Annotated in this window: 22 protein-coding genes and 1 tRNA gene; 8 read left to right on the forward strand and 15 right to left on the reverse strand. The window is 64.4% G+C overall.

What is annotated here, in order from left to right:
• The first annotated feature begins 1 nt into the window (after position 1).
• Positions 2 to 556 (forward strand): FxDxF family PEP-CTERM protein, encoded by a 555-nt coding sequence (locus ACY34H_RS16340; protein ID WP_464978523.1) that lies wholly within the window; start codon positions 2 to 4, stop codon positions 554 to 556.
• 10 nt (positions 557 to 566) lie between these two features.
• Here the strand turns inward: ACY34H_RS16340 and ACY34H_RS16345 are convergent, their stop codons facing one another.
• The 3 genes from ACY34H_RS16345 to ACY34H_RS16355 form a co-directional block, all read right to left on the reverse strand.
• Positions 567 to 1,367, reverse strand: coding sequence for a hypothetical protein (locus ACY34H_RS16345; RefSeq protein ID WP_464978524.1), 801 nt, complete (start codon positions 1,365 to 1,367; stop codon positions 567 to 569).
• A gap of 207 nt (positions 1,368 to 1,574) precedes the next feature.
• On the reverse strand, positions 1,575 to 2,588 hold the full coding sequence (locus tag ACY34H_RS16350; protein WP_464978525.1) for an aldo/keto reductase: 1,014 nt from the start codon (positions 2,586 to 2,588) through the stop codon (positions 1,575 to 1,577).
• A 179-nt stretch (positions 2,589 to 2,767) separates the two neighbouring features.
• Positions 2,768 to 3,721, reverse strand: coding sequence for a tyrosine-type recombinase/integrase (locus tag ACY34H_RS16355; RefSeq protein ID WP_464978526.1), 954 nt, complete (start codon positions 3,719 to 3,721; stop codon positions 2,768 to 2,770).
• Between the two features lie 716 nt (positions 3,722 to 4,437).
• Between ACY34H_RS16355 and ACY34H_RS16360 the strand changes: the two genes are divergently transcribed.
• Positions 4,438 to 5,145 (forward strand): choice-of-anchor J domain-containing protein, encoded by a 708-nt coding sequence (locus ACY34H_RS16360; RefSeq protein ID WP_464978527.1) that lies wholly within the window; start codon positions 4,438 to 4,440, stop codon positions 5,143 to 5,145.
• 691 nt (positions 5,146 to 5,836) lie between these two features.
• On the opposite strand, the gene ACY34H_RS16365 is transcribed toward ACY34H_RS16360, so the two are convergent.
• The 4 genes from ACY34H_RS16365 to ACY34H_RS16380 all read right to left on the reverse strand — a co-directional run bounded on the left by ACY34H_RS16365 (position 5,837) and on the right by ACY34H_RS16380 (position 8,051).
• A tRNA-Val gene (locus tag ACY34H_RS16365) sits at positions 5,837 to 5,911 on the reverse strand.
• A 67-nt stretch (positions 5,912 to 5,978) separates the two neighbouring features.
• On the reverse strand, positions 5,979 to 6,677 hold the full coding sequence (gene dnaQ, locus ACY34H_RS16370; protein ID WP_464978528.1) for a DNA polymerase III subunit epsilon: 699 nt from the start codon (positions 6,675 to 6,677) through the stop codon (positions 5,979 to 5,981).
• Between the two features lie 170 nt (positions 6,678 to 6,847).
• Positions 6,848 to 7,288 (reverse strand): ribonuclease HI, encoded by a 441-nt coding sequence (gene rnhA / locus ACY34H_RS16375; RefSeq protein WP_137312780.1) that lies wholly within the window; start codon positions 7,286 to 7,288, stop codon positions 6,848 to 6,850.
• Positions 7,281 to 8,051 (reverse strand): class I SAM-dependent methyltransferase, encoded by a 771-nt coding sequence (locus ACY34H_RS16380; protein WP_464978529.1) that lies wholly within the window; start codon positions 8,049 to 8,051, stop codon positions 7,281 to 7,283. Before ACY34H_RS16380 ends, rnhA begins: the two co-directional genes overlap by 8 nt.
• Before the next feature lie 107 nt (positions 8,052 to 8,158).
• Here ACY34H_RS16380 and gloB point away from each other — a divergent pair, with 107 nt between their 5' ends.
• Positions 8,159 to 8,947 carry a hydroxyacylglutathione hydrolase gene (gene gloB / locus ACY34H_RS16385; protein WP_464978530.1) on the forward strand — a complete coding sequence of 263 codons (789 nt, stop codon included), beginning with the start codon at positions 8,159 to 8,161 and terminating at the stop codon, positions 8,945 to 8,947.
• An 11-nt stretch (positions 8,948 to 8,958) separates the two neighbouring features.
• A complete protein-coding gene (locus ACY34H_RS16390; RefSeq protein WP_464978531.1) occupies positions 8,959 to 9,606 on the forward strand; it encodes a DsbA family protein in 648 nt (215 codons plus the stop codon).
• Between the two features lie 55 nt (positions 9,607 to 9,661).
• On the opposite strand, the gene aceB is transcribed toward ACY34H_RS16390, so the two are convergent.
• Positions 9,662 to 11,251 (reverse strand): malate synthase A, encoded by a 1,590-nt coding sequence (gene aceB / locus ACY34H_RS16395; RefSeq protein WP_464978532.1) that lies wholly within the window; start codon positions 11,249 to 11,251, stop codon positions 9,662 to 9,664.
• Between the two features lie 117 nt (positions 11,252 to 11,368).
• Between aceB and ACY34H_RS16400 the strand changes: the two genes are divergently transcribed.
• Complete coding sequence (locus ACY34H_RS16400) at positions 11,369 to 12,277, forward strand: LysR family transcriptional regulator (RefSeq protein ID WP_464978533.1); 909 nt, start codon at positions 11,369 to 11,371, stop codon at positions 12,275 to 12,277.
• Between the two features lie 206 nt (positions 12,278 to 12,483).
• Here the strand turns inward: ACY34H_RS16400 and ACY34H_RS16405 are convergent, their stop codons facing one another.
• The 4 genes from ACY34H_RS16405 to ACY34H_RS16420 form a co-directional block, all read right to left on the reverse strand.
• Positions 12,484 to 12,687: a cold-shock protein gene (locus ACY34H_RS16405; RefSeq protein WP_137312785.1), complete on the reverse strand. Its 204-nt coding sequence runs from the start codon at positions 12,685 to 12,687 to the stop codon at positions 12,484 to 12,486.
• Between the two features lie 531 nt (positions 12,688 to 13,218).
• Complete coding sequence (locus ACY34H_RS16410; protein WP_464978534.1) at positions 13,219 to 13,572, reverse strand: Hpt domain-containing protein; 354 nt, start codon at positions 13,570 to 13,572, stop codon at positions 13,219 to 13,221.
• A 17-nt stretch (positions 13,573 to 13,589) separates the two neighbouring features.
• Positions 13,590 to 14,240: a uracil phosphoribosyltransferase gene (upp, locus tag ACY34H_RS16415; RefSeq protein WP_464978535.1), complete on the reverse strand. Its 651-nt coding sequence runs from the start codon at positions 14,238 to 14,240 to the stop codon at positions 13,590 to 13,592.
• Between the two features lie 90 nt (positions 14,241 to 14,330).
• Positions 14,331 to 16,013, reverse strand: coding sequence for an isovaleryl-CoA dehydrogenase (locus tag ACY34H_RS16420; protein WP_464978536.1), 1,683 nt, complete (start codon positions 16,011 to 16,013; stop codon positions 14,331 to 14,333).
• Positions 16,014 to 16,336: 323 nt separating this feature from the next.
• Here ACY34H_RS16420 and ACY34H_RS16425 point away from each other — a divergent pair, with 323 nt between their 5' ends.
• Positions 16,337 to 18,067 (forward strand): putative bifunctional diguanylate cyclase/phosphodiesterase, encoded by a 1,731-nt coding sequence (locus ACY34H_RS16425; RefSeq protein ID WP_464978537.1) that lies wholly within the window; start codon positions 16,337 to 16,339, stop codon positions 18,065 to 18,067.
• A complete protein-coding gene (locus ACY34H_RS16430; RefSeq protein ID WP_464978538.1) occupies positions 18,064 to 19,551 on the forward strand; it encodes an HDOD domain-containing protein in 1,488 nt (495 codons plus the stop codon). Before ACY34H_RS16425 ends, ACY34H_RS16430 begins: the two co-directional genes overlap by 4 nt.
• A gap of 115 nt (positions 19,552 to 19,666) precedes the next feature.
• On the opposite strand, the gene aroC is transcribed toward ACY34H_RS16430, so the two are convergent.
• On the reverse strand, positions 19,667 to 20,770 hold the full coding sequence (gene aroC, locus ACY34H_RS16435; protein ID WP_464978539.1) for a chorismate synthase: 1,104 nt from the start codon (positions 20,768 to 20,770) through the stop codon (positions 19,667 to 19,669).
• 208 nt (positions 20,771 to 20,978) lie between these two features.
• Here aroC and ACY34H_RS16440 point away from each other — a divergent pair, with 208 nt between their 5' ends.
• Positions 20,979 to 23,213, forward strand: a complete 2,235-nt coding sequence (locus tag ACY34H_RS16440) for a putative bifunctional diguanylate cyclase/phosphodiesterase (protein ID WP_464978540.1) — start codon at positions 20,979 to 20,981, stop codon at positions 23,211 to 23,213.
• Positions 23,214 to 23,330: 117 nt separating this feature from the next.
• On the opposite strand, the gene ACY34H_RS16445 is transcribed toward ACY34H_RS16440, so the two are convergent.
• Positions 23,331 to 23,786, reverse strand: a complete 456-nt coding sequence (locus tag ACY34H_RS16445; protein ID WP_464978541.1) for a CBS domain-containing protein — start codon at positions 23,784 to 23,786, stop codon at positions 23,331 to 23,333.
• Between the two features lie 135 nt (positions 23,787 to 23,921).
• Positions 23,922 to 25,280, reverse strand: coding sequence for a YihY family inner membrane protein (locus ACY34H_RS16450; RefSeq protein WP_464978542.1), 1,359 nt, complete (start codon positions 25,278 to 25,280; stop codon positions 23,922 to 23,924).
• Positions 25,281 to 25,290: the final 10 nt, after the last annotated feature.

The raw sequence follows: 25,290 nt of genomic DNA on the forward strand, positions 1-25,290 counted from the left end.
CATGCCTGCATCTGTCCTCACCAGATGGGCCGGGGCGACTGCGCTTGCCGCATTGTCGGCAACCCCTGCTTTCGCCGATACGCAATCGGTTTACTACGGCAACCTGACGGCAAGCGCCGTGCTTGCCGTACCGCTCGATCCCGGCGATAACCTGTTCGTCGACACCTTTACCACCGAGCACGGCAGCCTGAACCAGACCACCACCTTCACGCTGGCCGACGATGCCCATTTCAACGGACTGGCCGGCTGGATCATCGATACCGCGGAGGGCCAGGGCCCCCGGCTGGTGGGTGTCAACATCGACATTCTCGATGCCACATCGACCGTGGTGGCCAGCGATGCATTTGAAGGCGTGCTCGGCGGCTTTGCGCACTCGAGCTTCCTGGGCACCCTGGGGCCGGGCACTTATACGCTGCTCGCCACCGGCAACGCGGTACGCGACGCATCGCTCGACATTTCGCTGTCGTTCACGCCGGCGGTTCCGGAACCGGCGACGTATGGCATGCTGGCGGGCGGGCTCGGCGTTCTTGCGCTGCTGGCGCGCCGGCGCCGGTGACCGGCATTGCTCATGGACGGCGTTCCAGGTAGGGCCGGCAAGCCGGCTCCTTGCCCGCGCCGCCATTACAGATGTGCCAGCGGCACATCACCGCGCCTTTCGTACCGAGCGGCGGGCAGCGCTTGAATGTTCCGCTGCCGGCGCGCACCGCGCGCTTCGACGCCTCCCTCGACGTTCCGGCTGGCTTTCCTTTTGACGTTTCCTTTGCCGTTGCCTTTGCCGTTCCCCTGGACGTTCCCTTCGATACGCCCTTTGCCGCCCCCTTCTGCGCAGCGCCGCTGCCTTTTTCGCCGTTGTGTCCCGCGCGATCGCGCTGTGGCGGCTGCGCACCTGCGTCCGCTCCAGCGACCGCGCTTGCCCTGTCGGCAGCGATCGGTGTGACCGTGCCTACGGGAGAATCCGCGTCCAGACGTCCACCCTGCCCTGGCGCTGGATCGCTTGCGATATCGTTTTGCTGCGCCGGTGCCGGGCCGGCCCGGGTCTGCTGCGTTGCCGTGGCCGGGAGCGCGGCATCCCGCGACACCACCGTTGCACCAGGCTCGCCGGCCGGCGCGGGTCCGTTCCCGCTTGCCTCCGCGAGCCGGGCCTTCTCGGCCGGAACGACTTGCGCAGGCACGGCACCCGGCAGCGCAACTGCGCGCGCAACCTGACGCAATGCCTGCTCGCCCTGCCACTTGCGCGCCAGTGCGGCCGCTGCCGCGGCGGTCGCAAGAATGACGAGTGCGAGGATCAACCACAGCCATCGCTGCCGCCATCGGCCAGCGGACGTCTGGTCCGTCACGGGCGCGGCCGGCGGCGGGGAAAAGTCCATGCTGTCCGTGGACGCCTGCCTGCCGGCGGAATCGGGGACCGCAGCTGCGCCGTCGGCGGAGTCAGCCGACGGTCCAGGTTGCTCTGGTGGAATGGAAGAATGTTCGCGCATACGGTAGAGTACGATTTTTGCGCCTGGCGTGGCGCAGGAACGCCGGACGGCGGCGCGGCGTTACCGGGCCACCTGTTCCGCGTGACCTGGCGCAGACTACCGCCCCGGTATCCGGGACGGGATCGGCGCTTCCGGCGGCAGCAATCCCTCGGCCAGCAGTTGGTGCCAGAAGACGTCGGGAATCGCGATATCGAGCAAGGCGGCATTGCGGCGCAGGTGTTCGGGACTGCTCGCACCGGGTATGGTGGCCACGACGACCGGGTGCGCCAGGCCGAACTGCAGCGCGGCCGCGGCCAGGTCGACATGGTGGCGCGCCGCTACTTGCCGCAGGCGCTCGCGATGCTGGTGCTGCGCCGGGTTGGCAGGCCCGTAGTCGTAGTGGTTGCCGCCGGCAAGAAAGCCGGAATTGAACGGCCCTCCCTGCACCACGTGGGCGCCGCGCTCGGCGCACAGCGGGAACAGTGCTTCCAGCGGTGTCTGTTCCATCAGCGTGTAGCGCCCGGCGAGCAGGAAAATATCCGGATCGGATTGCTGCAGCGCGCGCATGCAGGGTTCGACCGTGTTCACGCCCAGCCCCCACGCCTTGATGAGGCCTTCCTCACGCATCCTGACAAGGCCTGCGAAAGCGCCGCCGGGACCGGCGGCGATACGGAAATAATGCTCGAACTCGTTGCCGAAAAAGTCCGGCGACAGGTCATGCACGTAGACGATGTCGATGCTGCCGGTTGCCATGCGCTGGAGACTGTCCTCGACCGAGCGGCGCGCGCCGTCGGCCGTGTAGTCGAGCACGCGCCTGAACGGCAGCGACGACACGAACGGGTTGGCGATGTCGCCCGCCACGTCCGGCACCAGCAGGCGGCCTACCTTGGTCGACAGCGTATAGTCGCCACGCGGGCGCCGGCGCAGCGCCTGGCCGAAGCGCTGTTCGGACAAGCCGGTGCCGTAATGCGGCGCGGTGTCGAAATAGCGGATGCCGGCATCCCAGGCGGCATCGACGGTGGCGGCGCCGGCTGCGTCGGCGGTGGCATGGTACATGTCGCCCAGGCCGGTGCCGCCCAGGCCGAGGTGCGTGATCGGTCGATAGCGCTGGTTCACATTGCGTCCCTTCATCCGGTTGCTCGATGCGCGGCGATTCGCGACGAGCTCATGCTACACCGCGGCGGGCGGGCGCACGATTCACAGGATGCACGATTCACAGGACGCATGATTCATCGGGCGCCGCACGGCAGACATCCCACGGTGGTATCCGGAAGATCATGCCGCCGCGGGGGCAGCGCCAGGGGCACGGATCAGGAAGATCCCTTGCCTTCGCGCTGCCTGCGGGCTGCACTGAGGTAGGTGTCCAGCGCCGGCGCGCGCGCCAGCCCGAGGCGCTTGCGCATCGCCTCTTCCGGCGTGCCGGCGGTCAGTTCCACGACCGCGAAGCCATTGCGCAGGGTGCGGCCGCCGACGTGCGGGATCGCCACGCCCGCTTCCTTCAATGCACTGCGTGCCTGCCGGTAAACCGTGCTCTTGTGCAGTGGCCGGCCTTCCGGATCCGCCGGGAAAGCCAGGCTGCCAGGAATGCCGAGCCGCTCGCGCGTGGCGAGCCAATCGCGCAGTTCGTCCACGGCATGCGCCTGCAGGAAGGTTTCGTGCGGATGGCTGGTCGGCTGTTTGCCCGCCGGCGTGAGGCGGATGCGCAGCGTGCCATCCTCTTCCGGTTCGGCGGCGACCTCGCCGGTCAGCAGCCCGATTGCTTCCGCCACGCGCAATCCCGCGCACAGCATGACCAGTTGCATCGCCCGGTCCCGCTGCCGCTTCCACGACGTCGCCTCCGGCTTTCTGGCGACCACCTGGTCCGCCTGCACAGGCGACAGTGCAACCATCTCGCGGTCTCGCACCGGGCGGTCGGCGGCCATCATCGCAATGGCGGCACTGGCCGGATTCGGCACCCGCCCGATGTGCTCGTAGCATCGCTCCAGCAGACGCAGGTAACGGTAGGCGATCTTGCTGTGCAGCGGACGGTTGCGCGCGTCGCGGGTGGCAAGGAACTCCAGCAGGTCGCCCGGCTGCAGCCTGGACATCAGGTGGCCGTGCGCGCGCAGCCATTTGGCAAAGCGGCCGAACATGAAGGTGTACACCTCTGCCGATGCGGTGGACAACGGCGGTGCGGCACGCTTGGCGGTCTGCGCGAAAGCGGCACTGTCGAGGAACTGCTCGAATGCTGTAACGGGATTGCGGTCCCAGGCGCTGATATTCATGGCTGTATCTTATCACCGGGGTGAATCGTGCCTGGTCTCGCCCCGCTTGCGATAGCCCGGCAATTGTCTGGAGGCATGGTGCCTGAGTGTCGAGGATGGCGATGTCGCTGAAATGACCAATCTTTCGGTTAGTTGCATTTATTATGTGCGTTGCAGCTCGCTGCGCCGGTAATGCTCCTGGATCGTGACGGGATTCGGCCACCAATATTTGATCGATGACCGCGGGCGTTCGGCGTCCGCAACGACCTCGCCAGTATCACGTTCACAGACAATATGCCCGGCTCGAGAATGTGGCAGCATTTTTAAATGCTCATTTTCAAGAGATATTTCATTACCACCTACCGTCGAATCGCTACCTCTTCACAGGACGGAAATATCGATGGCTTTCGTCTTTCACGCAACGCCATGGCCCTGACTTGAAGGCATGCATAGTATTAACCCTCTGCAACAGCGAAAGCCCTGTACCGAATTTTCTTCGGTCTCGGCTCAGATTTCATTTGAAAATGGCTGGCAACAAGCTGCCTTCCCTTCACGCTTGGTATTTTCTATCAATCGAAACTTCATGCGCCTCAAGCTTTCATTTAAGTAGGCAATACTGAAAACATGAAAAGCATTTCTAAAGTTTATTTTTTAACTTTACTTTAATTTAACCATGGTGCTACTGTAGAGACAGCTGTTGCAACAATGTCACCTCAACCTTTTGATGGAGATTATCGATGGCTGTTTCCTTTAAATCCGCTCTACTCCCACTGGCACTGGCATTTTCCCTCGGCTTCAGCGGCGCCGCGTCCGCCGATGCGCTGACCGAAGGATTCGACGATGGCGTGCCCTCGGGCTGGACCATCAACAACCTCAGCAACCCACCTGGTACTACCAGCTGGTACCAGGGCAGCACCGAAGTGTTCGACGCTTATGAAGGCGCGGGGGATTCTTATCTGGCGGCCAATTACAACTCCGTAGACCTCGCCGGCCCGATCAGCACCTGGCTGATTATGCCGACCGGTACCTATAACAATGGTGACACCCTGTCGTTCTTTACCCGTACGGCCGAGGGCTCCATCTGGTCGGACACCCTGGAGGTTCGTTTCAGCAGTGTCGGCGGTACCGACGTGGGCGACGACGAGAACAGCGTCGGCACGTTCAGCACACTACTTCTGAGCGTGAATCCAGATGAGCAGGCTGACGGCTATCCCCAGGAATGGACGCAGTACAGCGTGACACTGAGCGGCCTGTCCGGCGCCACCAGTGGCGCATTCGCGTTCCGCTACTCTGTCACGGATGGCGGCGCATTCGGCAACGACTCGAACTATATCGGTATCGATTCGGTATCGGTGTCCGCCGTGCCGGAGCCGAGCACCTATATGATGCTGGGCGCAGGCGTCGGCCTGCTCGCCTTCATGCGCAGGCGCAAAGCCAGCGTCTAGCGTTCAGCGTCTAGCGTTCAGCGGCGCACCGCGGCAGCGGCGCGCCGGCATCCGCGGTCGGGCCATCGACGGCCCGACCCATGCGTGAAGCAGGAGTACAGCAAGAAATCGAAACGTTATTCACCGCAAGCAGGTCGATGATTCTTTCGCCAATCCTTTAATACCGGGCATCCTCCAGCGCGGCGCTGATATTAATTTCGATGAGTTACCGCGATATTCATTTTCCGCACTGGCGGTTGCAAACGAGAGAACAGCCGTTCAAACAACCTGACAGCGCGCCGCATTGTTGGCCTGGACTTGTGCGAGCCTCGAGCTCCGTTAATAAAAACCAGCAAGCCTTTCTCGCGCATTCCGATTGAAGACAATTTTTTTCCCCGGTCCCAGTGGTGCGGGAAACAGGCCTGCCATCTGCTATCGGCCGCGTGCATCGCTGTCGACGAGAAACAGATTTCGCAACCGAATTTCGCAACCGAATTTCGCAACCGAATTTCGCAACCGAATTTCGCAACCGAATTTCGCAACCGAATTTCGCAACCGAATTTCGCAACTGAATATGGGCCGACTTTTTCCGATATCGGCTCGCCTCCCGCAGCGGTTTGCCACCGCACGTCGCCCGGCCGAGAAACGCTGCGCACAATACAAAAAAGGCCTGCAACACAGCGTTGCAAGCCTTTGATGGTGAACCAAATCCTGGTGGGAAGTGCAAGTTTCGAACTTGCGACCCCTGCAGTGTGAATGCAGTGCTCTACCCCTGAGCTAACCTCCCGAAGAAGCGTTATTATAGGTGTCGCCTTGTGCCAGGTCAAGCACCGGCTGAGCTGGCGATGGCCGCATCAGGCCGCGGCACGCCAGACGCATGTGCCCTTCACTGCCTTGTCCAGGCCGTTGAGCAGGTCCTCGTGCGCGGCGAGCTCGTCGCCGGAGGCGCAGACGACGAGGATTTCGGCCAGCGCCACCTGCTCGAGATCCAGGCCGGACGATACCTCTTCCACTTCGATATCCATGCCCAGGCTGTTCTGCCCGCGCGTCATCGCCAGGTACACGTCCGCCAGCAGCTCGGCGTCGAGCAATGCGCCGTGCAGCTTGCGGTGGGCGTTTGAAATGCCGTAGTGATCGCATAGCGCGTCGAGCGAATTGCGTTTGCCGGGCCGCAGTTCCTTTGCCTGTACCAGCGTATCGATGACACCGCCGATATGCTCGTCGAACGATGGCAGGTTCAACATGCGGAACTCGTGGTTCAGGAAACCCAGGTCGAAAGGCGCGTTGTGGATGATGACTTCGGCACCGCGGATGTATTCGCGCAGTTCCTCGACGATGGCGCTGAAACGCGGCTTATCCGACAGGAATTCCGTCGTCAGCCCGTGCACGGCCAGCGCGCCCTCTTCCGACTCGCGGTCGGGATTGATGTAGCGGTGGAAGTTGTTGCCGGTCAGCTTGCGGTCAACCAGCTCGACGCAACCGATCTCGATGACGCGGTTGCCGAGCTTGGGGTTGATACCGGTGGTTTCGGTATCGAGGACGATCTGGCGCATGGTGCAGGATGCTTTTTTCTGGAAGAGCCGCGCAGTATACAAGAGCAATAGGAAGAGTAATACGAAAAGTAATGCGAAAGTAATGCGGCGAAGTAATGTGGCTGGCAATGCTCAGGTGTACTGGAAGGGAAGCGCGCGGCAAATTGCGGTGAAACAGCCGCGGCCAGGCGCTACCTGCCGCGTACCGCATCCACCCCGCGGTTGGCCAGCATGTCGGCCCGTTCATTGCCCGGGTGGCCGTTGTGGCCGCGCACCCAGCGCCAGTCGACCTTGTGCACCGATTGCGCGATATCGAGCGCCTGCCACAGGTCGGCGTTCTTCACCGGTTCCTTCGTCGAGGTTTTCCAGCCGCGCGCTTTCCAGCCATGGATCCATTCGCTGATACCTTTTTGCACGTACTGGCTGTCGGTATGCAGCACCACTTCGCAAGGCCGCTTCAACGCATTGAGCGATTCGATGACCGCCTGCAGCTCCATCCGGTTATTGGTGGTGTTCAGCGCACCGCCGAACAGTTCCTTCTGTGCTTCGCCCGCCACCATCAGCGCACCCCAACCGCCGGTGCCGGGATTGCCCTTGCACGCACCGTCCGTAAAAATCTCGACTTTATCCATGATCCTTGTGTTTGTTCGTTGCAGGCACCGCCACGGGGGACTTTGCCTTTTTCCTGCTCCATGCCGGCCCGATCAGCCGCATCCCCTTGACCCGCTTGATCGCCTGGACGAGGTAGACAGCGCCAAAATATGGCCACCAGCGCTCGCCGGCACGGTCCATGAAGGCGTACCTGGCCAGCCAGTGTTCCGTGCGGCAGGCAGGAGCATAACAGCCGAAGTGGCTGTGGCTGACGCCCATGTTCAGTAATTTTAACCAGTCTTTCATGCGCGGCATCGAAATCTGCTCGCCGCGCGGCAGGTAGCGGGTGCCCGTCACCCTGCCCCGCATCTGCCGCAACCCCCACAGGCTGGCCGGATTGAAGCCGCAGATGATCAGCTGGCCCTCCGGAATCAGCACGCGCTCCACTTCGCGCAGCACCTGGTGCGGTTCGGCCGCGAATTCCAGCACATGCGGGAGCACGACCAGGTCCAGGCTTTGCGACGGAAACGGCAGTTCGATCGGGTCCAGCGTCAGCGCGATCTGCCGCCCGGGCGTTTCCACGGAGCGGCCCGGCAGCGTGTCGGCCAGCCACTTGTGAGGCATCCGGCTGGCCGCCAGCGCATCGACCTGCGGCATGCCGATCTGTAGCGCGTTATAGCCGAAGATGTCGGCAGTCAGCGCATCGAGGCGGCTTTGCTCCCAGGCGCGCACATAGCAGCCAGCCGGCGTTTGAAGCCAGCTGTCCAGCGCTATAATGGATTTTTCGGATGCTGCGCTATCCATGCGTTTCCTTGGCAATGACCTCGATCGACACTACATCCTCGCCCGCAGCAGATGCTGCAACGGCAACGGCTGCGGCAACGGCAGCCGCAACGCCAGCGGCACTGCGCGTGCTTCCCGTTCCCGCATTCGACGACAACTACCTGTGGCTGATCCACGATGACCGCCACGCCGCGGTCGTCGATCCCGGCGATGCCGAACCGATCCTGGCGGCGCTGCGCGATCGCGGGCTGACGCTTACCGCCATTCTACTCACCCACCATCATCGTGACCATATCGGCGGTGTGCCTGCCCTGCTGCAGCGGTTCGACGTGCCCGTGTACGGGCCGCGGCACGACGGTATCGACGCCGTCACCCAGCCGCTGGACGAAGGCGACAGGATCACGCTGCCGGGCTTGGGCCTGGAACTGGCGGTGCTCGACGTGCCCGGCCACACCCGGGGCCACATTGCCTATGTTGCCGAGGGTGCCGACGGTGCCGGCGGCGCAGGGAAGCGCTGGCTGTTCTGCGGCGATACGCTGTTCGCGGGCGGCTGCGGCCGCCTGTTCGAGGGAACGCCGGCGCAAATGGCCGCATCGCTGGACAAGCTGGCGGCACTGCCGGGAAATACCGAGGTTTTTTGCGCGCACGAGTACACGCTATCGAACTTGCGGTTCGCCCTGGCGGTCGAACCTGGTAACGATGACTTGCAGGCGCGTGTGGCACTGGAGGCCGGCAAGCGGGAGCGCGGCGTGCCAACCGTGCCGAGCACCATTGCCGTCGAGCGCGCAACGAATCCTTTCCTGCGCTACCGCGAAAAAGTGATCGCGCAGCGCCTCGCCACGGCGGGCAAGGTGACGGCCGATGCCGCGCCGCTGGCCGTATTCGCGGCGCTGCGCGAATGGAAAAACCATTTTTGACAGGATTACCTATGGAGAAAGTCCGGTTTTACTACGACCCGATCAGCCCTTATGCCTGGCTGGCAACCAAGCAGATCGCCCGCATCGAAGCCGCGGGCGTGCACCTGGAAATGGAACCCGTGCTGCTGGCCGGACTGTTGAAGGCGCACGGCACGAAAGGCCCGGCCGAAGTGCCGGCCAAGCGGGAATTCCTGTTCCGCGACGTGATGCGGATCGCCGATGCGCACGGCTTGCCGTTCCGCGGCCCGCCGGGCCACCCCTTCAATCCCCTGCTGGCACTACGGATGTGCCTGGCGATACCGTCGCTGACGAGCCGGCGCCGCTTTACCTTCATGCTCTCGCAGGCTTGCTGGGAGCGGGGCTTGGATCTTTCCAGCCCGGCCGTGCTGAAGTCGCTGGCCGCCGAGTGCGACCTGAACGGTGATGCTCTGGTGGCCACCGCGGGCGAACCCGCAATCAAGCAGGCGCTGATCGACGCGACGGAAAACGCGGCGGCAGCCGGCGTCTTCGGCGTGCCGACGTTCGCTTATATGGGCGAGCTGTTCTGGGGTGGTGACCGCATCGACCTGCTGCTGCGCCGCATTGCCGGGCATCGGATCGACGAGTCGAGGCTGAAGGAATTCCTGGGCCGCCCCGCACTGGCCGAGCGCGGGGTGTGAGGCAGGAAAACGTGGCCCGGAGCGGGCCACGGAGAGGCCGGGAACCGGCCGGCGATCAGATTTCCTCGTACAGCGGCAGCGTGAGGAACTCGGCGAACGACTCGGAGGTCGACATCTGTTCGAAGATCTGCGCGGCTCGCTCGTAGTTCGGGCTGCCGCCGTCCGGTGCGGAGTCCTTCACTTTCGGCAGTTCTTCGGCGATCATCGCCCGCACGATGTCGGCCGTGACCTTGCGGCCGTCGTCGAGTACTCCCTTCGGCGAGCGGATCCATTGCCACACTTGCGAGCGGCTGATTTCGGCGGTCGCGGCATCTTCCATCAGGTTGTGGATCGGCACGCAGCCATTGCCGCCCAGCCAGCTGCCCAGGTAATGGATGCCGACGTTGATGTTGTAGCGCAGCCCGGCCTCGGTGATCGGCGCCTCCGGCTGGAAGTCGAGCAGGTCGGCCGCAGTCACTTCGACGTCCGGACGCTGCTTGCCGATCTGGTTCGGCGCATCGCCCAGCACTTTCGTGAACTCGGCCATCGCCAGGCCGACCAGGCCCGGGTGGGCGACCCAGCCGCCGTCGTAGCCGTCGGTAGCGTCGCGCGACTTGTCGTTGCGAACGCCGGCCATCGCGGTTTCGTTCTTGTCCGGATCGTTCTTGATCGGGATCAGGGCCGACATGCCGCCGATCGCCGGAGCATTGCGCTTGTGGCAGGTTTTCAGCAGCAGCAGCGCGTAGGCACGCATGAACGGCGCTGTCATCGTCACTTTCGGGCGATCGGCCAGGCAGAAGTCCTTGTCCACCTTGAATTTCTTGATGCAGCTGAAGATGTAATCCCAGCGGCCCGCGTTCAGGCCGGCGCTGTGTTCGCGCAGTTCGTACAGGATCTCGTCCATTTCAAACGCGGCCAGGATCGTTTCGATCAGCACGGTTGCCTTGATGGTTCCCTGCGGCAGGCCCAGTTCGTCCTGCGTCATCACGAAGATGTCGTTCCACAGGCGTGCTTCGAGATGCGATTCCATCTTCGGCAGGTAGAAATACGGGCCAGCGCCGCGGGCCAGCTGCTCGCGCGCGTTGTGGACCATGAACAGCGCAAAATCGAATACGCCGCCGGAGATGCGCTTGCCGTCGACCAGCACGTGCTTCTCGTCGAGGTGCCAGCCGCGCGGACGCACGACGAGCGTCGCCGTCTTGTCGTTGAGCTTGTAGGACTTGCCGTTCTGCTCCATCGAAATCGTCCCGCGCACGGCATCGATCATGTTGATCTGGCCGGTGAGCTGGTTATCCCAGTTCGGCGTATTGGAATCCTCGAAGTCCGTCATGTAGCTGTCGGCACCGGAGTTCAGGGCATTGATGACCATCTTGCGCTCGACCGGGCCGGTGATCTCCACGCGGCGGCACTGCAGGGCCTGGGGGATCGGCGCGATCGTCCAGTCGCCGGCACGGATGTGCGCGGTTTCGGCGAGGAAGTCGGGACGCTCGCCGGCATCAAGGCGCTTCGCGCGCTCGACACGCGCCGCGAGCAATTCCTGGCGCCGCGGTTCGAACGCACGCGACAGTTTTGCCACCAGGGCCAGCGCTTCCGGCGTCAGAACACTTTCATAGCCGGGCTTGATCTCGCCCCTGATTTCCATACCTGCCGGTAACGTGATGCTCATGTCGATCTCCTTTTGTGCTCTGGTGAAATTGGATGCCTTGCAGTATATTGACTGCAAACTTATCTAAACAAGACAAATAATCACTTCATCTGTGCGAATTTGTCATAAATCGACCGCATGGCACAGTTCAAGCAAATTTCCACGTTCGTGGAAGTGGTCGCGCGGGGCAGTCTGTCTGCCGCGGCGCGCGCCGAAGGTATCGCACCGGCCGTGATCGGCCGCCGCCTCGATGCGCTGGAACAGCGGCTGGGCGTCAAGCTGTTACAGCGTACCACGCGCAAGCTCGCGCTGACCGACGAAGGCGCCGCCTTCCTCGAGGATTGCCAGCGCATCCTGGCGGCCCTGGAAAGCGCGGAAGCGGCTGCCGCCGAGCGCAGCGCACGCGCGACCGGTCACCTGCTGATCTCCGCGCCGGCAGGGTTCGGCCGCCACCATGTGGCGCCGCTGATCCCTTCGTTCGTGGCGGAGCACCGCGATGTGACGGTGACGCTGAACCTGAATGACCGGGTCGTCGACCTGATCGGCGAAGGGGTGGACGTGGCAATCCGCATCGCCACCCTGGAGGATTCCAATCTCGTCAGCGTCAAGCTGGCGGACAACCGCCGCGTGGTCGTCGGCGCACCGTCCTACCTGCAGCGCCACGGCGTACCGAAAACGCTCGATGACCTGTCGCGCCACAACTGCATGGCGATCAGCAGCGCCGGCAGCCAGCGCGGCTGGACATTCCGCGATGGCAGCAAGAACGTCACGTTGCGCACCACCGGCAATATGAGCTGCAATGACGGCGCGGTCCTGCATGACTGGGTACTTGCCGGCAAAGGCCTTGGGTGGCGTTCGATGTGGGAAGTCGGCGTCGACATCCAGGCCGGGCGCCTGGTGACCGTGCTCGACGAGTTTGCCGCTCCGGGCAACGACAATATCTATGCGGTATTCGCGCAGCGGCGGCACTTGCCGCTGCGGATCCGCGTGTTTGTCGACTTCCTGCGGCGCACCTACGGGCAGCCGGGATATTGGGCCAAAGGCTGACAGGACTGGCGGAGCAGAATCCCTGTCGCTTCGCCGATGAATGCCCGGCGATCCGGCCGATGGTGCTGCGACGGTTTGGCCATCCACGAAGCATTTGGCCATCCACGAAGCGTTTGGCCATGAATCGTCGCCCCGGGATCTCCCGACAACAGGCGAAAAAAAATCCCCGGAAACCGAGGATTTTTTGTGTCGTTAGATCCAGCGTATTACAGCGGCTGAATGTTCGATGCTTGCTTGCCTTTCGGGCCAGCGGTTACATCGAAAGATACGCGTTGGTTCTCTTGCAGCGACTTGAAGCCATTGGTTTGGATCGCCGAGAAGTGAGCGAACAGATCTTCGCCGCCTTCGTCAGGGGTGATGAAGCCAAAACCCTTCGAATCATTGAACCATTTTACGATACCAGTTGCCATTACAATTCCTATTACAGTTAAATGAGCTTGCGCCCGTGATATCGTTTGAAGCAAGTATGCAATGGCAGACAAACTGCACTACTCTTGAATCTAAACGATCCCGCATTATACCGAATGCAGCGCCAAAAGCACGTCGTGAGGCACGATTTCGCGAAAATATTCGAAAATATTTGCTACTGTCGAGCGAAAAGTGATGGGAATCACATAATTGGGAGCCAGAATCCAATGAAATCGGATCGAAAATGCTCTCAAACAATGATTCTTGCCACTTTCGGAGCTCGAGAGACGACAAATCGATGGGAACAAATGGAACAAATGGGCTTGAAAAACGGATTGGGACAATCGGAGTGCCAATTTCTGGCCAACTTCGGACCAACTTCGGACCAACTTCGGACCAACTTCCGGCCGACTTCAGACCAACTTCACGTCAATTCGCGCCACCATCAAAATGCCCGCCTCGCAAGGATGCCCTCGCGTCGTTCGGCATATGTGTAACTATAGACAATATAGGCCGCGACCGTTTGATTAATATCAATCGTGCGCAGGATAGGCAGCACTTCGGGGATCGCGCGCCGCCCAGTCGAGATAGGCGTGGATTTGCCGCACGATGTCCGCCCAGCCCGGCTCTCCCGCCAGTTGGCCGCGCACCGCCTGTTCCAGCCGCCGCGCCTGTTCGCCCAGCACGGTAAAGCCGAATGAGCCCGCCGAGCCGGCCACGGTATGCAGCGCGTGATGCACGCGTTCGAGCTGCTGCGCGTCGGGGGCATCCCCCGCTGCGGCAAGTGCCCCAGCGATCTCTTCCATGCGCGCCGGAACGCTGGCGCCAAACATGTCCGACAAGGCCTGCAGGCGAGCGCGGTAGTCGGGGTCGAGCGGGGTTGCCACGTCTGCCAATCCGCCGCTTACTTGGTGCCGAAGATGCGGTCGCCGGCATCGCCGAGGCCCGGCACGATGTAGGCATGATCGTTCAGGTGCGAATCGAGCGAGGCGCAATAGATCTTCACGCCCGGGTGCGCGTTCTGCACCACCTCGATGCCTTCGGGAGCGGCCACCAGTGCCAGGAAGATGATCTGCTCGTCGTTCACGCCGCGATTTTTCAGCACTTCGATGGCGTGGACGGCCGAATTGCCGGTCGCGACCATCGGGTCGCACAGGATGAACGTCCGGTCGACCAGGTCCGGCAGGCGCACCAGGTATTCCACCGGCTGGTGCGTTTCCGGGTCGCGGAACACACCGATGTGCCCGACGCGGGCCGATGGCACCAGGTTCAGCAGGCCATCGCTCATGCCGATGCCGGCGCGCAGGATCGGCACCACGGCCAGCTTCTTGCCAGCGATGACGGGAGCGTCGACCGTCATCAGCGGGGTTTCGATCTCGCGCGTCGTCAGCGGCAGGTCGCGGGTGATTTCATAACCCATCAGCAGCGTGATCTCCTTGAGCAGCTCGCGGAACGTGCGCGTCGACGTTGCCTTGTCGCGCATATGGCTCAGCTTGTGCTGGATCAACGGGTGATCAGTGATGAAAAGGTTTGGGAAGCGCGGATCTTGTTTCATGTTGATAAAGTGCAGACGGTTTGTGTCCCGCATTATCCCAGCCCGCCGTGCGCGCTGTCCATGCCGCGGCGGAAAAAACCCGGGCAAAGCTCAGCCCGTCATCATGGCGCGCTCCAGGATCGCCGCGCAATCGGTGCCGACGGGCAGGCGGCCGTAGGCACCGCCCGGCTCCCGCGCCAGCCGCGAAGCCACGAACGCGGAAGCCACGAACCCCGGAGCATGCCGCAGCAGCAGCCCGGCCTGGACGGCAAGCACGATGCGTTCGGCCAGCACGCGCGCACCGAACTCGCCGCCATCGGCACTGGCCAGGTCGCGGTTCAACTGCGCGATGAAGCGGGCATAGTCGGCATTGGCAGTGCCGGCGGTGGCCAGTTCCCCTGCCAGCGCCTCGGCCGCCGCCGGCGACTTGCCGAGCGCGCGCAGCAGGTCCAGGCACATCACGTTGCCCGAGCCCTCCCAGATCGAATTGACGGGCAGCTCACGGTACAGCCGCGCCAGTTCGCCATCCTCGACGTACCCGCCACCACCCAGCACTTCCATCGCCTCGGCACCGAAGCCGGGCCCCCGCTTGCACACCCAGTACTTGCCCGCCGGCGTCAGTATGCGCGCCAACAGCGTTTCAGCCGGATCGCCCGGTTGATCGAAGCAGCGCGCCAGCCGCAACGCGAAGACGGTGGCCGCTTCGGATTCGAGCGCCAGGTCGGCCAGCACGTTCTGCATCAACGGCTGTTGTGCCAGCGGTCTGCCGAATGCATGCCGGTGGCGCGCATGGTGCAGCGCACGCGTGAGCGCGGCGCGCATGATGCCGGCCGAGCCGAGCACGCAATCGAGGCGGGTGTGGCTGCCCATTTCCAGAATCGTGGCGATGCCGCGCCCGGGCGCGCCCAGCAGATGCCCGCATGCCCCAGTAAACTCCACCTCCGACGACGCATTGGACCGGTTCCCCAGTTTGTCTTTCAGGCGCTGCACCCGCACGCGGTTGTGCGTGCCGTCGGGCAGGAAGCGCGGCACGAGAAAGCACGATAGCGCGGCGCCGCCCGGCTCGTCCGTTTGCGCCAGTACCAGGTGGGCATCCGCCTGCGGCGCGGAGAAAAACCATTTGTGGCCCACCAGCCGGTAGATTCCCTCGCCGTCGTCGCCGAACATCCCGCGCGCCTCGGCCAGGTCCAGCGGCTCGGCGCGGGTGGTATTGCTGCGCACGTCGGAACCGCCCTGCTTTTCCGTCATGCCCATGCCGATCAGCGCGCCGGTCTTGCGTTCCAGCGGCAGCGGCCGCGGATCGTACTCGCGCGACAGGATCTTCGGCAGCCAGCGCGCTGCCAGGCGCGGCGACTGCCGCAGCGCCGGAACGCTCGCGTACGTCATCGTGACCGGGCATTGAGAACCGTTTTCCACCTGCCCGAACAGGATGTAGCGCGCCGCGCGCACCACCTGCCCGGCCGGTTCGCTGCCGTCCCACGGCGAGGCGTGGGTACCGGCTCCGACCAGCAACGCCATCAGCGCATGCCAGGCCGGGTGGAATTCCACGTCATCGATCCTGCGGCCGTTGCGGTCGAAGGCATGGAGTTGCGGAGGATTGCGGTTGGCCAGCCGGGCCAGGTCGAGGGTTTCCGCGCGGCCCAGTTCCGCGCCCAGTTCCATCAACGCCGCCACCGCAGCCGCGCCGCCCTCCCGTGCCACAGCCTCGCGCAGCGCCGGGTCGCAGCCGAACAGGTTGACGTTCCCGAATGGCGGCACGCCATTGAATACCTCGTGCGTCTCGAATCGGTCCATTGTCGCCTCCGCCGGCTTGGCAGCCGCCATTATGCTGAGTGTGCTGATTGTGCTCATTCTGCTATCACTCAGGCTAGCCGAAAGGCATTATCCCGGCAAGAACTACGGTTACCGCCCTGCGGAGTGATGCCGTGCGTTAGAATGGCCGCGATTTTCAGTCACTGGAGCAACACATTTTTCGAAACCGTGGCTAATGTTGCTCCGTTTCATGTAAATGTCGGCCTGAAGTGATACATTCACGCAACGTGACCGTCCGTCTCGCCCGGCCCGCGTACCGTAAGAGCCTCACAGTACGAGACACCAGATAAGACCGCCGTATTGCCATGCTTTCCAGTTCCACCACGCCATTCCCGGATAACGCACGGCACGCTTTCGACAGCATGCTCGAAGAAGCCGGCGACATCGTGTTCCGGCTCGATCCGTGCGGAACAGTGCTGTTTGCCAGCCGCCGCGCCATGGCACTGCTGGGCGACGGACGGCCGGTGGCGGACCGGCCGCTGGAAGCCTTCGTTTCCGACCTCGACGAGGCAGCCCTGCGCTCGGCCCTCGCCGGCCTGGCGACAAGCGGCGTGGCCAGCCTGGAACTGCGCATGCGGTCGACCGACAGCGACATCTGGTTCGACCTGCGTTGCTCCACCTTTGCCGGACCGGACGGGGCCACGGAGGTACTGGCGGTTGGCCGCGACCTGTCGGCCCAGCAAGCCACCGAGGAACGCCTTCGGCACATGGCCACCCACGATACGCTGACCGAACTGCCGAACCGTCTCCTGCTGTCCGACCGCATCCGCATGACTGTCGCCCAGGCGCGCCGCTCGGGCCAGGGCTTTTCCGTCGCCGCCATCGGGCTCGACAGCTTCCGCAAAGTCAACGACGGGCTCGGCCACCCGGTAGGCGATGCCGTATTGAAGATGGCCGCGGCACGGCTGCGCAAGACCTTGCGCGACAGCGATACACTGGCGCGCGTGGGCGGCGACGAATTCGTGGCCGTGCTGCCCGGCACCTTCAACGAGCAGCAGATCCGCCTCGTCACCGGCCGCCTGCTGGCAACGCTGCAGGCGCCGTTCGAGATCGGCGCGCACACGATCTATGTCGGCGCGTCGCTGGGCGTGGCGGTCTACCCGCAGCATGCCGAAGACGACGTGCGGCTGGTCGCGCTGGCCGATGCCGCGCTGTCGCGCGCCAAGGAAACAGGCAAGGCCCGCTGCGTGGTGTACAGCCCGCGCCATTCCAGCCCCACCGAGGACGACATTTCGCTCGAGGCGGCAATGTTCCAGGCGGTGCGCGAAGGCGAGTTCGTGCTGCATTACCAGCCGATCGTCGACGCCCGCACACGCGAAATCGAAGGGTTCGAAACGCTGATGCGCTGGAAGCACCCCACCCTGGGCATGGTATCGCCGGCGCGCTTCATCCCGATCGCAGAGACCAATGGCCTGATCAACCTGCTTGGCGCATGGGCGCTGAAAGCCGCCTGCGTGCAGCTCCGGCAATTCCAGGAGGCGGCAAAACGGCCCTTGTATATCTCTGTTAATATCAGCCCCCGTCAATTTCGTAGCGACAAGTTTCTAGAAGTGCTAGACGACGCCATTTCCTTCTCCGGCCTGTCGGGCGAACAGCTCGTGCTTGAAATTACCGAAGGCACGCTGATGATCGACCCGGCCCACGCCGAAACCATTCTCGGCAAGATGGCCGAACGGCGCGCCCGCATCGCCATCGACGATTTCGGTACCGGCTACTCATCGCTGGCCTACCTGAAACGCTTCCCGATCTCGGTGCTGAAGATCGACCGCGCCTTCATCCGCGACCTGCCCGGGTCGCAGAAGGATGGCGCGATCTGCAACGCCGTGCTGGACCTGGCACGCCACCTGTCGCTGTCGGTGGTCGCCGAAGGCGTCGAGACCGAGGAACAGATGGCGTATATGCGCGAGCGGGGCTGCCAGTACGTGCAGGGCTATCTGACCGGCAAGCCGATGGCCGCGAACGTGGCGATCGCCGCGCTCACCGAACGCCATTATGAAGAGGTCATGCGCGCCGACCCGCCAAAGGCGGTGCAATGAACGGCGGCACGACGGTCAGCCCGCTCGGGGAGCAGACCCTCGCCCTGCTGTGGGAGCGCACGCGCCGCCAGGGCGACATGCCGGCCTTTGCAAAAGCCATCGGTGCCGTGCTCGGCGCCATGCGCGGCGAGGACGACGGCGACTTCTCGATGACCGAAACGGTGCTGTCCGACCCCGTGCTCACCAACAAGGTGCTGCGCCTGGCGAACAGCAGCATGTACTCGGCGTTCGGCCAGCACGTCAACACGGTCAGCAAGGCCGTGCTGGTGCTGGGCACGGAAGCCATCGGCCACCTGGCGCTGGGCCTGAAGCTGGTTGAAGAGCTGAGTTCGAGTGCGAGCGACTCCACGCAGGCGCATATCGAGATGGAAAAGGCGGTGCTGGCCGGCCTGGTGGCGCGCGAGATCGCCGCCACGGTGCGCAGCCCGCAGACCGAACTCGCGGTGGTGTGCTCGATGCTGCACACGCTGGGCCGCATGATGGTCACGTTCTACCTGCCCGAGCTGTGGCTGAAGCTGCAGCAGCGCGGCGGCCCGGGCAACGAAGACGCGGCGGCTCCCGAACTGCTGGGCATTACGCTGGCGGACATCGGCATGGCCGCCGCCCAGCGCTGGAACCTGCCGCGCAACCTGGTCGCCGGCATGCGCACCATGGACGCGGACGATGGCGCGGCACTGCCGGCCGCCGACTGGGTCGCCGGCATCGCCACGCTGGCGCGGCACTGCGCAGCTTCGCTGTGGCACGACGACGAAGCGGGCGCCGCCGAGATTGCCCGGATCAGCGCCGCGTTTGCTCCGATGCTGGGCCTGGAGATCGCTCAGGTAAGCGTGGCCATCTCCCAGGCCCGCGAATCCGCCGCCGAGGAATTGACGATCGCTCCGCTGTCGAAGCCGCTGGAGCGCCGCGCCAGGGCACTGGCCCAGACGCGCCAGCGCGCCGCCGGCAACCGCATCCTGCAAAGCGGCCTGGCGGACATGCGCGACATGGTGGACAGTGCCAGCCCCGGCCAGATGGTCTCGGCGGCGCTGGAAACCGTGTACAAGGGTCTCGACTTCTCGCGCGCCGTGGCGTTCGTGCGCAATCGCCGCGAGAGCCGCTATGCGGCGCGGATGTGCTTCGGCGCACTGCCCAAGGAGCAACTGGCGGCGATGTCGTTCGACGACGCCTACGAGCCCAACGTTTTCCACGCCGCGCTGAACAGCGACCGCGTGATCTTCATCGAAAACGCCCGCGATCCGAAATTCGCGGCCAAGCTGCCGCAATGGTGGAAAGCCGGCCTGGCCGAAGCGCGCAGCTTCGTCATCCTCCCGCTGTCGGCGAACGGCCAGCCGGCCGGCTTCCTGTATGGCGACTGGGACGAGACGTTCCCGGCCATCCACCTGTCGCAAACCGAGTTCGCGCTGCTGAACGATTTGCGCGCGCTGGTGGTGAAGGCGATCGAACGGCGGCACCAGCTTGAAATGATGAGCAGCCGCGCCGCCTGACGGCAAGCCACGCGCATCCGCAAGCGAACGTCGCTGTCCTGCCGGCGTCGCTCTACTGCCGATGTCGCCGCCCTGCGATACCGCCGGCGCCATGCCGGCGGAAGTCCCCGAAACCTCAGCCCTGGCGGCCGATATCCGGCGTGGCCACGCGCACGTCGCCGCACTGGGCGCGGTGCATCAGCGCGTGGTCGATCAGCACCAGCGCCAGCATCGCTTCGGCGATCGGCGTGGCACGGATACCCACGCACGGGTCGTGGCGCCCGAACGTTTCCACCATGACCGGATTGCCGGCCTTGTCGATCGAGCGGCGCGGCGTACGGATCGACGACGTGGGCTTGATCGCGATGGAGACCGTGATGTCCTGTCCCGTCGAGATGCCGCCCAGCACGCCGCCGGCATGGTTGCCGACAAAGCCCTGCGGGGTCAGCTCGTCGCCATGCTCGGAGCCGCGCTGCGCCACCGACGCGAAGCCGGCGCCGATTTCCACGCCCTTCACCGCGTTGATGCCCATCATCGCGTAGGCGATGTCGGCATCGAGCTTGTCGTAGATCGGCTGGCCCAGGCCCACCGGCACGTTCTTCGCCACCACGTCGATGCGGGCGCCGATCGAATCGCCGGACTTGCGCAATTCATCCATGTAGGTTTCCATCCGCGCGATCAGGGCCGCGTCGGCCGTTGCCGCGAAAAACGGATTGCCGGGAACGTGCGCGAAATCCTGGAACGGCACGTCGATATCGCCCAGCTGGCGCATGCAGCCGGCGAACTCGGTGCCGTACTGCTCCTTCAGCCATTTCTTGGCGATCGCCGCGGCGCCCACCACGGGCGCCGTCAGCCGCGCCGACGAACGGCCGCCGCCGCGCGGGTCGCGCACGCCGTACTTGTGCCAATAGGTGTAGTCGGCGTGGCCAGGGCGGAAGCTCTCGACGATATTGCCGTAGTCCTTGCTGCGCTGGTCCTCGTTGCGGATCAGCAGCGCGATCGGCGTGCCGGTGGTGACGCCTTCGTACACGCCGGACAGGATCTGCACCGCGTCAGGCTCCTGCCGCTGGGTGACGTGGCGCGACGTTCCGGGCTTGCGCCGGTCCAGTTCGGGCTGGATATCGGCTTCGGTCAATGCCAGGCCCGGCGGGCAGCCGTCGATGACGCAGCCAATCGCCGGCCCGTGAGATTCGCCAAAAGTCGTTACCGTAAACAGCTTGCCAAAGGAATTGCCGGACATGAGATCAATCTGAAAGAGCGGAAGGAACTGGCAATTTTACCGCTTTAGCATCGCGCGAGCCAGCCAAACGGCATCCGCGGCGGCCACGCGACAAATGCAATAATTTCTACGCGGCAACTTCGTTCGCCGCATATAATATGGAAGTTGCGCCGGCATCCCGCCCAATCCGCTATAAAGGGACCGGACGAGACCATCTGGAGAAGGACGCATGCCCCCAACGAGCACTCCCATCGGCTCCGGACAGGACGAACTTGTCTTCCTGGACGAGCCGCCCCGGCAGCCGGCCGCGGCCCCGCGCACCGCCTGGCGGGTGATGATCGTCGACGACGACGCGGACGTGCACTCCACCACCACCTTCGCACTCGGCAACCTCGACATGGGCGGCCGTCCGCTCGAATTCCTCCATGCCTACTCTGCCGCGGAAGCACGCGAACTGCTGGCGCGCGAGCGCGATATCGCCGTCATCCTGCTCGACGTCGTGATGGAGCAGGAACATGCCGGCCTGCACCTGGTGCGCCACATCCGCGAAACGCTGAAACTGGCGGACGTACGGATCATCCTGCGCACCGGCCAGCCCGGCTACGCGCCGGAGATCGATGCCATCCGCGACTTCGACATCAACGACTACAAGACCAAGTCCGAACTTACCCGCATCAAGCTGTACACGACAGTGACGGCAGCGGTCCGCTCCTACGAGCAGATCCGCCGCATCGACGAGAACCGGCGCGGCCTGAATCGCATCGTCGAGGCCGGCAATGCGCTGATGGCGCTGCATGGCGTACGCAGCTTTGCCGCCGGGGCCCTTGCCCAGGCCGCCGCACTGCTCGGCCAGCCCGCCAGCGGGCTGCTGTGCGTGCGCGGCGACGGCGGCACCGCGCAGGTAGTGGCGGCCTGCGGCGCGTGGCAGGCTTGCGAGGGCCGCGTGCTGGGGCACGATACCGACCCGCCGCTGCCACCAGCGCTGGCGCAGGCGCTGGCCGGGCGGTGCAATGTGTATGGCGACGATGCCGTCGCGCTGCACCTGGCCGGCAAGACCTGCCGCACGTTTGCCGCCCTGCTCGACGTGGCGCGCGCTCCCGCGGAACTGGATCGCGGGCTGCTGGACGTTTTCGCCGCGAACGTGGCCGTCGGCCTCGACAACGTTGAACTGATGTCGCACCTGCATGACGCGGCGTTCTACGACACGCTGTCGAAATTGCCGAACCGCACGCGCCTGATCGAGATCCTCGATGCGGCGCTGGCCGGGCCGGCGCTCGACGACGCCACGCTGTGCCTGGTGGACCTAGACCATTTCGCCGAGACCAACGATGCGCTCGGCCATGCGTTCGGCGACGGCCTGCTCGCCGCCGTGGCCGCGCGCCTGCGCGACAGCCTGGCCCGGCACCTGACCGTCGCACGCATCGGCGGCGACATCTTCTGTGTACTGGGCCCTGCGGATCTCGTGCATCCGGAAGCCATCCTGGCGCTGTTCCAGCAGCCGTTCGAGATCGAAGAACAGACCGTGCAGGTCTCCGCCACGCTGGGCCTGGTGCGGCTTGCCGAACACGACGGCAGCGGTACCGATGCGCTGAAGGATGCCGACATCGCCCTCAAGCGCGCCAAGTCGCAGCAGCGCGCGGGGCACTTTTATTTCACCCGCAACATGGGCGTCGAGATCCGCGAACGGGTACGCATGATGCATGCGCTGCGCAGCGCGTTCAGCAAGCACGAGCTGTTCCTGGCCTACCAGCCGCAGATCGACCTGGCCACCCGCCAGCCGGTCGGCGCCGAGGCACTGCTGCGCTGGCGCACGGCGGACGGCCGCTTCGTGCCGCCGGACCGCTTCATTCCGATCGCCGAGTACTCCGGGCTGATCATCGACATCGGCGAATGGGTCCTGCGTACCGCCTGCGCCGAGCTGGTACGGCTGCATGCGGCCGGCCACCGCGATTTCACGATGTCCATCAATGTGTCGCAGGTGCAGTTCCGCCATCCGCAGTTCCTGCAGGTGCTGCGCCGTGCCCTGGCCGACACGGGCGCACCGCCGCGCCATGTGGAGCTGGAAATCACCGAATCGATGGCGATGGAAGAGCCCGACACCTTCATCGAGATGCTGGCCGAGGTCAAGGAAACCGGCGTCCATATCGCGATCGACGACTTCGGCACCGGCTTCTCGTCGCTGTCGCACCTGCAGCGGCTGCGGCTCGACCGGCTGAAGATCGACCGCGCCTTCGTGACCGAGATCAGCGACGCCTCGCGCGGCAGCAGCATCGCCGAAATGGTGATACAGCTGGGCCGCAATCTCGGCCTGTCCGTGGTCGCCGAGGGTGTCGAGGACGAGCTGCAGGCCCGCGTGCTGGAACAGCTGGGCTGCCCGCTGGCGCAAGGCTTCCTGTTCGCGCGGCCGATGGGCGCCGGCGAACTGTCCGACTGGCTTGCCGGCCAGGCCCGCCTGCGCGCATAAGCTCCAGAAAAATTTCCCGGAAGATGGGGACGTACCCTGTTTTCCAGGCAATAAAAAACGCTGCCGAGGCAGCGTTCTTTCATCGAAGGCGGTGTACGGCTCAGTTCGCCGTCCTGCTCAGTTCGTCGTCTCGTCCTGCTCGGCCGGCCAGTCGCGGATATATGCCTTCAGCATGCGGTTCTCGAAGCTCTGCGCTTCCAGCACGGCGCGCGCCACGTCGTAGAACGAGATCACGCCCAGCAAGGTCTTGGCATTCATCACCGGCAGGTAGCGCGCATGCTTTTCCAGCATGATGCGGCGTACTTCGTTCACTTCGGTATCGGGCGTCACGGTGATCGGATGGTCGTCCATGTGCTTGCGCACGGTGCCGCCGCCCACCGATCCTTCGTTGGCATGCAGCGCCTTGAGCACTTCGCGGAACGTCAGCATGCCCACCAGGTCGCCATACTCCATCACGACGAGCGACCCGATGTCCTTCTCGGCCATCGTGGCGGCAGCTTCCGACAGCGGCTGGTCCGGCGTGATCGTGTAAAGGATGTTGCCCTTGACTTGGAGGATTTCTGAGACTTTCATGGTGGCCGTCCTGTCCGTGAATGGGTGATTTTCATTCTATGCCTTCTCGCGCAATGTAGCGTATGCCCGGGAAAAAATCCAGAGTGGCACGGTAATAGTGCTTGTCCGGCAGTCCCGGGCCGGCACGCGGCCACACTATTCGCTGCCGGACGGTACGCCGGCGCGGCCCACGGCAGGCCCGAAATGATCGGCCAGCGACAAGCCGAGCCCGGCTTCGACGGCGTCCTCGACACTGCGTGCCAGCCGGGCCGCATCGTGCCGCGCGATCACGTCGCGCGGATCGTCCGATTCCTGCGCGACGCCGACGTTGACAGGCATGCCGCCGAACACGAACAGCCGGTAGATCTCGGCCAGCGTCAGCGTGTCGGGGTTGGCCAGCAGCACCCAGTTGTCGCCCGTATCGGTCACATGCTTGCCGTATTGCACGCGCGGCGCCGGGTCGACGCGCACGCGGCCCACCCAGCCCTTGTCCTGCATCTGTTCCAGCAGCGTATCCAGTTCGTCGAAGCCGAGCCGCGTGCGTGCCCGGATCGCGCCCGACGACACCAGCGCCGTATCGCCATAGCGGCTGGCCCCGTGCAGCACCTTCAGCACCGCCAGCGCATCGACGAACGCGCCGCCCGGCACCGGCTCGTACCACCAGCGTTCGTACTTGATCACCGGCAGCGCCGCCGCCAGCAGCGCGCCCAGCAGGGCGATCAGCCACGACAGGTAGACCCACAGCAGGAACAGGGGCAGCGCCGCCAGCGCGCCATAGATCTTCGAATACGTCGGGAATTGCGTGATGAACACGGCAAAGCCGCGCTTGGCCACCTCGAATGCCAGTCCGGCCAGCACGCCGCCGGCCAGGGCGTCGCGCCAGTCCACCACCTTGTTCGGTACCGCGATGTACAGGAAGGTGAAGCCGGCCGTGGTCAGCAGCAGCGACAGGACCGAGTAGGCCAGCGCGCCGAACACATTGCCGACCAGGCTGGACGTGGCCGAGAAAAAATCCGTCGACAGCGAGATCGACACGCCCACCAGCAGCGGCCCGAACGTGATCAGGGCCCAGTACACCAGCAGCCGGCGGGTCCAGCGGCGCTCCGCCTTCACGCGCCAGATGCGATTGAACACGCGCTCGATCATGCCCATCATCGCCGCCGACGTGACGAGCAGCGTCACCGCCCCCACCGCCGACAGCCGCGTGGCCTGCGACGCGAACGTCGTGAGATACGACAGGATCGTCTCCGAGATCGCCCTCGGCATCACGCTCTGGATGAAATACGCCTCCAGCGCGGTGCGGAACGTCGCGAACATCGGAAAGGTGGTGAAGACGGCCAGCGCGATCGTCAGCACCGGCACCAGGGCGAACACGGTGGTGAACGTGAGCCCGCCGGCAACCTGCGGCAGGCTTTCCTCGCGCAGCCGGCGGCGCGCGAACAGGACCAGGTCCCGCGCTTCGGCCCAGGACAGCGAGCGCAGCTCGGCTACCCCGTCGCCGCAGCGGTTCGCCACGTAACGGTAT

This window comes from Pseudoduganella sp. jia 9 (assembly GCF_055502615.1).